8 protein-coding genes are annotated in these 10,404 nt (G+C 63.3%); all 8 read right to left on the bottom strand.

Translation table 11 applies throughout. The features are described from left to right. On the bottom strand, positions 1–1,325 hold a 1,325-nt coding region (locus CH256_RS04570; RefSeq protein WP_143536521.1), incomplete at its 3' end, for an FtsW/RodA/SpoVE family cell cycle protein. Beyond that, complete coding sequence (locus CH256_RS04565) at positions 1,322–2,170, bottom strand: FHA domain-containing protein (protein ID WP_032392088.1); 849 nt, start codon at positions 2,168–2,170, stop codon at positions 1,322–1,324. The genes CH256_RS04565 and CH256_RS04570, both read right to left, overlap by 4 nt. A 71-nt stretch (positions 2,171–2,241) precedes the next feature. Beyond that, on the bottom strand, positions 2,242–3,276 hold the full coding sequence (locus tag CH256_RS04560; protein WP_157773226.1) for a PP2C family protein-serine/threonine phosphatase: 1,035 nt from the start codon (positions 3,274–3,276) through the stop codon (positions 2,242–2,244). Positions 3,277–3,680: 404 nt separating this feature from the next. After that, positions 3,681–6,095 carry a DUF4407 domain-containing protein gene (locus CH256_RS04555; protein WP_015586230.1) on the bottom strand — a complete coding sequence of 805 codons (2,415 nt, stop codon included), beginning with the start codon at positions 6,093–6,095 and terminating at the stop codon, positions 3,681–3,683. A gap of 79 nt (positions 6,096–6,174) precedes the next feature. Continuing rightward, a complete protein-coding gene (locus CH256_RS04550) occupies positions 6,175–7,323 on the bottom strand; it encodes a DUF4407 domain-containing protein (protein ID WP_157773223.1) in 1,149 nt (382 codons plus the stop codon). A 14-nt stretch (positions 7,324–7,337) separates the two neighbouring features. After that, positions 7,338–7,949, bottom strand: coding sequence for an NYN domain-containing protein (locus tag CH256_RS04545; RefSeq protein WP_157773221.1), 612 nt, complete (start codon positions 7,947–7,949; stop codon positions 7,338–7,340). A gap of 142 nt (positions 7,950–8,091) precedes the next feature. After that, complete coding sequence (locus CH256_RS04540) at positions 8,092–9,486, bottom strand: DNA cytosine methyltransferase (protein ID WP_015586227.1); 1,395 nt, start codon at positions 9,484–9,486, stop codon at positions 8,092–8,094. Further along, on the bottom strand, positions 9,483–10,404 hold a 922-nt coding region (locus CH256_RS04535), incomplete at its 5' end, for a DUF5131 family protein (RefSeq protein WP_094668988.1). The genes CH256_RS04540 and CH256_RS04535, both read right to left, overlap by 4 nt.

The following is a 10,404-nucleotide window of genomic DNA, read 5'->3' as shown; positions in this document are numbered from 1 at the left end:
CCGATGCCGACGATAAGCCCGACGGCGATCCACATACAGGTCAGCGAGCTTCCTCCGTTGGAGAGGAACGGGACGACCATCCCCGTGACAGGCACCTTGTTGATGGTGGCGAGCGTGACGTACAGGGCTTGCACGGACACCATGGCTGCCAGGCCGGTCGAGATCAGGCGTGGCCCTGCGCTGGTGGCACGGATTGCCGACAGCCAGCAGGCGGTGACCAAGGCACCGAATAGGCAACAGATTGCTATGACCACTATCGCTCCCCGTTCCTCTCCGATGCCGGCGAGGACGAAGTCGTTCTCTACGTTGGCGACGTCGAGCGGGGATCCGTTGTTGAAGCCGGTGCCGAGCCAGCCTCCGGTCGCGAACGACCGAAGTGCCGCGCCTGTGTTCTGAAGCTGTCCGTCGGACGTGATGGGGTTCAACATCTGGTCGATGCGGGCGCGGAGCTTTCCCACACCGAAAAAGGTTGCGACGACGAGGACTGTACCGACGGCCGTAAATCCGATCCAGACGCGCGGTGGCGGGCCGCACACGATCAGCATGACTGCTACTGCACCGGTGAGCACGAGTACCGGACCGAGGTCGGATGCGTAGCCACCGAGGGCCGCGGCGAAGGCGACCGGCCAGCAGGCTAGCAACGCGGGCGTAACCCTTCCCGCTCGCAGCGCTGGTCCTGCGGCATACAGCATCGATCCCAATCCGATGATGATCAGGATTCTGGCCAGATCGCCCGTCTGTCCGACGAAGGGCCCGACAGATATCCAACCAGGGGCACCGTTGACTAGTACGCCGATCCCGGGCATGAGGGGAAGCGTCAGTGCGACACAACCTGCGACCGCTACGCCTGTCCCCGTGATCGAGCGAGCGGTGGTGTTCCACGTACTGCCGATCCACGCAGCGACGAGGAACGCGGCCACCCCGACCAAGGCCCACCGCGCCTGGTCGACGCCGCTACCCGGATAGAGCCTCTCCGCCGTCACGGCACCGAGGCACGTGAGGGTCCAGGCGGCGACTGGGATCACGAGGGAGGCGGATGCGCCCACAACGCGCCGAACGAACGCACACAACACGATCGGAACCACCGCTGCCGCCGCGACGTAGAGCAACGAATGCTGCACGGACCAACCCAGCTGGGCTGCTGCAGTCAGCACCAGCGCGGGAGGTCCCCCAAGAGCCGCGAGGTCGCTGGAACTCTGCCCGCCGCTGAAACCGGGTGCGCCGCCACCTGCTGGTCGAGTCGCCACCGCTTCCGTGTGTACCCGCAGGAGGGCGAGAACTGTGAGCGCCAGTACGGACAGCGTCGCGAGCATGTCGGCGATCATCTCGACGCCCCCGAGGCACTTCGTTTCACCAGACGTATCCGGTCGTGCTTTCCCAGTCGGATCACGCACTCGGACGTCGCCGCCCTCGGTTCGCGGGGGGCCACCCGGCTGTTGTCGAGCCAGGTGCCGTTGGTGCTGTCGAGATCTTCGACTTCGACCACCTGAGCGGCGGGATGCCAGCGCAGGGCAGCGTGTGCCCGTGAGACGGTCCGCGAGGAAACGACAATGTCGGATGTGGAGGATGCGCCGACCACGTAGCGCCGACCCTTGCGAAGAGCGACGCGTCGACCGTCGGGCAGATCGGCGAACCACAGCTCGGAGGCGTCACCCGGCGCGACATCGGTGATGTCGTCCTCGCCGCGCGGTCGGCGAGGGACGTCGCCGACTTGGTCGGTCGGAGAGTCGTCGCCGTCGGGATAGCGAAGTACTACCTCGACATCTCGTCGGCCGAGAGCCGGGTTTGCGCGGAGGGAGAACGCAACGCCGGAGTAGTTCCACGATTCTGCTTCAGCACGGGCGGCGAGATCTTCTCCCAGTTCACGGGAGAACTGCACCCAGATCGGCACGACGCGTTCATACATCTCCGGAGCGAGTTCGAGGAGCACGCCTACCGGCATGAACTTCGTTCGAGCGGTGCCGATCGCACCGCTCACGATCTTGTCCAGAACCCGGACACTAACGTTTTCGGGGGTGGGTAGAGGAACCCGAAGACGCTCCTGCACCGTCTTGGAGACGGCGCGAGGAGCGTTCCCCGCGAAAGTGCCCTGTGCGCGTTGGGTCCGAACCACTTTCGCAATGACAGCGGCTGTAGCGACCAGTGCTGCGATGATGATCAGAGCAGTCATGCTTTCCTCCTCGGTCGAGGAAAGCATGACGCGCTACGGCCTTCACGAACAGAACCGATGGATTCTGTAGTTCACGCGCGCTGGATTCGGCCCACGATCACTGTGATGTTGTCGGTCGCACCGGTTTTGGCAATCTCAACGAGGCGTTCTGCGATGTGAATCGTGGAGCGTTGTCGCGCCTCCACCAACGTTGATTCGATGTCATTCTCGTGCAGTGAGCCTTTCCACAGACCGTCCGTGGCGACGAGCACGATGTCGCCTGGTTCTGCCTCGTGGGCCCACACATCGGGCGTGACCGACCGCGCACCACCGATACTGCGTGTGAGCGTGTTGCCGGTCGAATGGTCTGCCGTCAATCTTCTCAGTCGCCGACCTCGCGCAGGAAGAATGTAGACGCGGCTGTCACCGACATGGGCGCCGTACAGATAGCCGGTTTCATCCAAGTGAACGATATCCAGAGTCGTTGCTCTTCCTCGATCCGCGGGGTCGTCGTCCTGGCGCGCGCGGACGTCGGTGTTCGCACGCGTAACCGCCGACGCCAGACTCATGCCGTCTTCCTCGATCGCATCGCGGACTGCCCGCAGCGCAGCGCGAGATGCTTGACCGCCGGCAGACCGCCCGCCGACCCCATCGGCTATACCCAGCAAAGACCCGCTGAGGATCGCCCAGTCCTGATTTTCTTTGCGCGGGCCGGCGTCCGTCGCGCTGTCGGCGTCGAAGAAGAGTGCGCCACCGCCGCCGCCGGGAAACGACAGTATTCGACCTACTGTCGATTCCTCGGTATCGATCCGGTCCGTCGATCGGCCGAACAACCGGTCAAGGGCTCCGCCTCGGGTGCTCGTACTCGTACTGGGCTCGCCACGATCGATTACGCGAGACGCAGGGGGCACACCGATATCGGTCATTTCGCTTTGCACAGAGTCGGTTTCACCGCCGAGTGGAACGTGACGGGTGACGGTCAGGCTGTCCGGGTTGACCGTTGCACGAGGCGCACTGAAATCGTCCGGACTCGCTTGCCGTAGCACCCGGTCGGGACCGAACGGTTGCGGTGCCGGTGTTCGCTCCGGACGGCGTTCATCGTGGAAGTCGAACAGGTTGCGAGACATGTCATTCCGATCGTCGCGGCGGGGGGAGGCGGCCTGTGATTGCGCCACAGGATCGAAGGGATCGTGTTCTGTCTGTTCCTCGCGATCGGTCCATGAAGCACCGGCCTGGGACCCAAGCCCTTGCCCACGTTCGCGGCGATACTTCAGGTCTGAAATGCCAATACCAGCAAACCGCCACACCATCAGTGGGACAACACTTCCCACGAGAAAGACTGCCAGTGCGGCGTTGTCACGGACGAAGTCGATTCTCCCCACACCGAAGACCAGCACAGCGACGAAAACGATCCACAACGCAGCGCAGGCTATCCGGGTACGCAGTGCCTCGCGGATCCCGATCTTCGCGGGCGGAACTGGCGAAGAGTTGGGGACCATCGCACGTGCCTCTCTCAGTGGTAGATGCTTGTTCATCGTATGCCCCTGACCGTCGAGCCGAGGCGTGCCAGAGCGTCCGACATCACGGCTTCGTCACCGCGGTTCTCGAGCAGCGCACCGGGGTCGGACAGGCTCTCACCCTCGGCCAACGTCAGAGCAGTGCGATCAACTCGATCGAGTGGGTTGTTCGATAGCCATCGTTCGACGAGATCAGCAAGCGGCGTAGGCACACCGGGGGTGATGACGTCCAGCCGGGGCGCGTCAGGCCTGGTCTTTTCCAGCCACCGTCGGTACTCGTCCGATCGGCGGTCGACTTTGCCGTTGTCGAGCAGGGGCATGTCGACCCAACGGGACTCGGCGAAGTCACGCGGGTACGCCCCCGAGATGAGCCGATAGACCATTGCGCCCACTGACCACAGGTCGCACAGTGCCGTTTGATGGCCGAGTCCGCGCCCCGGGAGGATCTGTTCGATCGCGGCGTAGTTGTACGTGCCGGTGAAGGTGGAGTCCATGTCGGTGAACCCTGCTTGATCGAATGCGCGGGTCGCTCCGGCGATACCGAAGTCGGTGAGCACAGCGTGAGGTTCTCCATTGATCAAGTCGACAAGGACGTTGGCAGGCTTGATGTCGAGGTGCAGGAAGCCGGCGCGGTGCGTCACGAGCAGAGCTTCCAGCGTCTGGTGGATCAACTCCAGCAGTGGAAGTATCGGCACCTCGTTACCCCATCGGTCCTCCACGTACTTCTTCATATCGCCTAGCGGGTAGTGCCTCATGACGATGAACGGTCTCTCGGAATCGTCGTCTAGCTGCACGTCTTGTCCACTGACTATGTCGACGACATGGTGCCGACCCAACGGAATGAGCCGAGCGAGAACGTCGCGTTCGAGCCCTTTTAACGCTGGCTGCTTGGCCGGCGCAAACGCAGGATCGATTTTCCCGATCTTGGCTACGAAGTATTCCTCCCGAGTCGTTTGGTCTTCGTCCTCACGATCTTTTCTGGTGCACAGCCAGAGGTCGTACCACCGTGTTCGAGCGTCCGGGAGTGGTTCCACGAGCTGGAATTTGTCCCCGTCAGTCGTTCGGAGGACGTATCCGGGTCCGACACCGTTCGTCGGTTCGGAGTCCGGGTCGACGAGTGTCTCCGGCTCATCGAGAACATCGTCACGGGCGTTGGTCGGGGATTGCCAGCGCCCCCGAATGTCGTCGGCTTGTTTCTCGAAGACGTCGGTGAAGAACGCGCGGCGTTGATCGGCCGCGGGCTTCTTCCATCCCCTCTGCTTTTCCAGGAAGTGTGGAACAGCGTGCACAGAGTCGTTGATCTTCTCGGCCAGTTCGTTGTTCGCGTCGATGCTGTCCTTGCGGACCCGCGCGTCATGACCGGTGGTGCCGCCGACGAACTTCGCGGTCAACGGCACCAGATCGATGCTGGCGAGCACGATGAACAACAGGATGCGTACTGCCCAGATAGTGGTTCCGTGTTCTCCGGAGGCAAGTGAGGACAGCGCGACGATCCGACGCAGTAGCCCGTTCTGGCTGGTGTCAGCCTCGCTGGGTACCGGTACAGCGTTGACCTGTTCGCTGACCAGAATCTGTGCTTGGCATGTATCGATGGCCTGCTGTGTCAGGTCAGTGCTCGTCGGTCCTTGGCCGCACGCTTGCAACTGGTCGGCGGTGAAGCCTGATGGTTTGAGTATCACCGTGTAGTCCTGGCGCGCAGCGACTGCTCGCTGAAGCGCTTCGTTCGCTCTCGCGACTGCAGCGGAGGCCTCTTGTCCTTCTGCGCCGAGCCCCGGGATGCCGGTTCCCGTCTCGCAGTCCGGTGCCGGGTTTGATTCGCACTTGAGCACGCGATTCGCGTCCTCGACCTGTTTCGTCGCGGCATCGACCGAGGCCGTGAGACGGTCGACGGCTGTGTTCGGGTACTCGATTTGCTCTTTGTACCTCTGCTCTGCCGATGCCTTGGCATCGAGCCGAGCCTGGTTGTACTCGTTCTGCTGCCGGACTGCTGCAGCATTGTTGTCTCGATCGACCTGCGCTGAGATCTCGTCGTCGAAAAGCGTCAGCTCAACGCCCTCGGCCATCAAGATCGCGATGCCCGCGGCGAGGAGAAAGCGCACGAAGAACAGGCTGAATTTGCTCCGCCACCGCGACGAGGTGAGCGGCCGGGAAACGATCAGGCGGTCGACGTTGAACACGACGATCGTCCACACCACTCCGATGGCAATCACCAGCGCCAGCGGCAGATTCGAGTAGCCAGTGGTAGCGAGCAGCACTGCGGAAATGCCCGAGATGATCGAGGTCACGATCACCGACATCCCCAGGCTGCAGTACCAGTTGAGCTCCGCTTTTTCCTTGATGTGCATCCAGTTGGCACCGCAGCAACCGAGTAGAAAGCGTGCGATGGGGCCGGGTCGAGTGATCGTGTCCGGTCGGGTGGGGGTTGTCATGGCCGTGGCCTTTCCGAATGCTGCTGAACGCCGACGGGATCGGCATCACGATGGTCGCAGGTGTTGAAGTAACTAGAAGTCATCCGCGTCGGCCGCTCTGCACGAGAAACAACAGAGGTAGGAGATCCACGCTGACCAGAACGAAGAACAGCCCGACCACGACGAGCCAGACCGGGCCCGCGTTCTCGGAGTTCCACAGCAAGGAACCGAATGCCTCGAGGTGCGGGAGAAGCCCGTTGCTCGAGCGCGCGGGTGGGTGCTCCGGGGCGAGTTGGTCGACGCTCGATTCGACCAGCAGCATGCCCTGACAGCGGTCGGAATCGTAGGGCGTCAACTCGGTCGTCTGTTTCGAGTATCCGCACGTTGCAAGTTGGACTGCGTCGAAGGGGGCAGGCACCGGAAAGACGGTGTACTCGGCAAGCCGCTGCTGGGCCGAAGTGCGCTCAGTGGTGACAGCATCCAGCTCTTCATTGGCCGCCACCGACCGAGGGCCTATTCCTACTTCGCCTGTGCCGGAAAAACAATCGGGTGAAGACGTCATCTCGCACATCACCATTTGCCAGGCCCCGGCTTCGCGCATTTCAAGACCGGAGACTGCGTCCTGCAGGCTGTCTCGCATCTGCGCAGGCTGCGACAGTTGCTCGGCGTACATCCTCGACGCGACATCACGGTTGGCTTCTCGGCTGCGGTACCACTCGTTCAAGTCGTCTTGTTGATGCATCGCCACGTTCACCGCGACCTGAGAGCGAACCTCTTGCCCGAAGATCGCCATCCCGAACACCCAGGAACCCGTCCCGGCAGTGAGCACGCTCACGGACGCCATGACGGCCACACTGACGAGATGCGATCCGGTTCGTCGCGACCGCGCGAACACGGTGGACGCCACGGTCGCCACCACGAGGCGGCGATACGAAAAGTAGAGGGCGGCAACAACGACGCTGACGATCGATGCCCACACAGGACCCATGTCGGCAAGCCCCGCAATGATCGTCGCGCTCAGCGCGACGATCATTGTCGAGAACAAACCAGCTACTCCGACGCTCTGCAGCAGAGTCCATGTACCAACGGGCGCAGTACGTACGTACGTCGGGCCGGCGCACCACACGAGCGCCTGGGAGAAACGACTCGGCCCGTACTGGCCGCTCAATTCCTCACCCCCTCGCTCGACTCCGCCGCCGACCGACCCGTCCGGATAGACCGTTGGCTCCTCGTCGTCGTAGGACGTCACGCTGCCTTCCCCGCTCATTGCGCTGCCCGATCGGTAGTCCGTAACTGCGGCCGACTATCGGCCATCCGCGCTGCGAACACGGCGACACCCGAGCTGCGCTCGGACGCACGTGGGCCACGCCGCGCTGCGCTCGTCGAATGCGCGTTATGCGCCTCGACAACACGGTCCGATCCACGAAGACAGATCAGATCGTCACAGCTGCAGTACAGTTCGGCGCTCACACCGACGCCGGAGGCAACGACCTGAACGACTCGAACGCCGGCAGCCCGGAGCGCGCGTGCAAGCGGTGCGAAGATGTGGTCCCCGGACGCGATGATCACCTCATCGTGCTGGTGAGCCACCCTGCCCACATCCACCGAATCGAGCAACGCGAGGTCCGCGGCATCCGGCGCGGACGTGACACCGATACGCCGAGCGTTCGCCGGGACGGCGAAGAATGCCGGCGCGGCATGTCGCCAGGCTGCGGCGACCGTAATCTGGTCACGCTCTCCGACACCCACATCGGTGACGTAGTCCGCCCACCAGGCGGAGCATCGGACAGCGGAAACGTCGCCGGACACCATGTTCTCGATGTCGAGCAAGTGCAATCTGGATGGATCGATTCGGCTAGCCCGGTCGTCGCTCATGACTTCTCCGATCTCCGTCAGGACCCGCATATACGGGGTCTGACGATGATCAAACTGGAGGAGAGGCGACGACAACAGAATCGGTGCGTCCCCTTTGCCCGGGAACCATGAATGCAACTACAGAACGACTGTTTGGCCGATGTCAACGGCTCAAGCTCTGCACGCCGACTCCCACGATATCTCGCGAGGTCGGTGGGGTAACCGCGTTTCCGCACATCCGAACATTTCGCTGCTTGGTTCCCCCGCGTAGAACGTACGTCGACGCGAAGCCCATTGCGCCTTTGAGTTCCGGTACGTCGAGCATTCTGAAGGACAGGTCTTCGACAGCGATCGGTCGGCGTGTGGACTTTCGATGGTGAGCGGCAGCGGGCACGACCAAGCCATGGTGGTTACCCGATGCCGTCACGGTGCAGAGAGCGTCGCTGACCGATCGCGCAGTCGAACCTCCACCTCGCAGCTCTGCGATGAACGGGGTGATCACCGCATGATGGCGGCCGCCCGCGGATACGGTCGACAGCGCCTCCGAGGTTCGATGATTCTTCGACTGGCCCCGCAGCACCGACACGAACGGCTCGAACACCGGGGCCCGCCCCTCAGACGGCCGTGATCTTGCCTGCCGATACTCGAACAGCGTGCCCGCGGCTTCTCTCGCGTCCTCGGCATGCGGAGCTGCCCAATACCGGTCGATGCCGGCCTGGATTCGTGCGATCGTTTTCGGCTTCAACGGACGAGTGCGGTCCCCTATCCGCTGGCCGGTCTTGGTCCAGTCGATGATGGTCGAGGCAGGGAGCCAGTCGGGCTCGAGCACGGTGTCCGCACACGCACGTGCGGGGCACCGGTAGGAGTACTGGCTACGGTACTTACCCACAGCCACCCCTGGGTTCTTCCAGGCCTGCAACGCACGCACGGGCCCGCAGCGAGAGCAGGTTGCCGGCGGACGGACCACGGTCTCGAAGTCAGGTGCCCGGTTGCCGGCCTTCCAGAAGCACACATAGAGGCGATCGCGGGACTGCGGCGCTGGTGTCCCAAAAGTCCATGAGTGCATCGAATTCAGGCAGATAAGGCGATGTTCGTAACCGAGGGCGTGCATCGCCGCGATCCATGGCCTGTAGAGAGGCCATGAGTAGATCTCGACGACGTTCTCGACGAAAACCAATTCGTATCGGTGATACTCGGTGAACCGAACGACGTCCCACATCGTCGCCCTCGATCGCTCGGCGGCCTCGGACGGTAGGTCGTCGGACAGTAACGAGATCTGCGCGGCGAGGCGCTTGGCCCCGCGAGCATTCGAGTGCCAGGTGCATTCGGGGCTGAACCATCCGATTGTCGTGCGAGGAAACAGCTTCGGAGTGATCTGAGAGAGGTCCGCGAGGATGTGCTCGGTGTGCTGGTGGTTGTACTGGTGCGTCTCGATTGCCTTGTCCCAGTGGTTCGACGCTGCCGATACCCTCACCCCGGGGATGGCGATCATTCCGGTCGTAGATCCGCCGGCACCGCAGAAGAAGTCCGATGCCGTGATGTCGAGCGATCCTCTCATCGTCCGGCTCCGTCGGGCACGCTGTCCCACACCCGTCGGTCGAGGATCCGGCCGGCGGCCTTACGGCCGACTCGTCGAACTTCGGTGCCGTCGTCGAAGTGGTGGTAGTCGCGGAATCTGGCGATCACCTCCGCTGGTGCCCACTCGCCCCACTGCTTGAACAGAAAGGGCACATCGGCAGCGGTGCACTGGTCCCGGATCTCTCGTACCCATCGCGGATGCATAGGCCGTGCCCCGCGGCCGGACTCACCGCCAACGATCACCCAGTCGAGCGCTGGTTCGCGCTCGCCGCCGCATTTCGAGTCTTCGACCGAACGGAGCCCGTCGCGAGTCAGCGCTCCTCCGATTCTGCTGGGTCGTAGGCGCGTGAAGTCGATCGGTCCGAGGAGCGGTTCGGCAGAGACGAACCGAAGAGCTGCAGGCGTGTCCAGCAGCGCCCATACTCGCAGGTCTGCAGTCTTCTGGTCTTCGGCCGAGACGCCGATCCACAGGTTCGGCAGCGGCCAGCTCTGGTACCAGACATCGGCGGGGCGGAAGGCTGCGACGACGCCAGCGATGGCGTCGTCGACGGCGCGGCGGAAGGCATCGGACTGGAGCAGTGCCCGCATCCGAGCGGGTCTCTTGGTGAGCAATTGAAAGGTGTGCTGGCGGGCGAGCGCGATCACCGCGAACACCCGGGCGATGTAGTCGTCCGGGATTGCTGGATGGAAGAGGTCGCTCATCGAATTCACGAAGATCCGGCGTGGCCGGCTCCATCGCAGCGGCTGGTCGAGCTTGCCGGGGCGCATCTCGACGTCGAATCCGTGCTCGAAGTAGTGCCCCGGTGTGCCGCGGAACCGCTCAGCGAGGGTTTGGGCGTAGCAATGATCGCAGCCCGACGAGACTGCGGTGCAGCCGGTGACCGGGTTCCAGGTTGCG

Source organism: Rhodococcus sp. 05-2254-6, from assembly GCF_002258565.1.
Taxonomy (GTDB): domain Bacteria; phylum Actinomycetota; class Actinomycetes; order Mycobacteriales; family Mycobacteriaceae; genus Rhodococcoides.
This window is presented reverse-complemented; position numbering and strand designations above follow the sequence as displayed.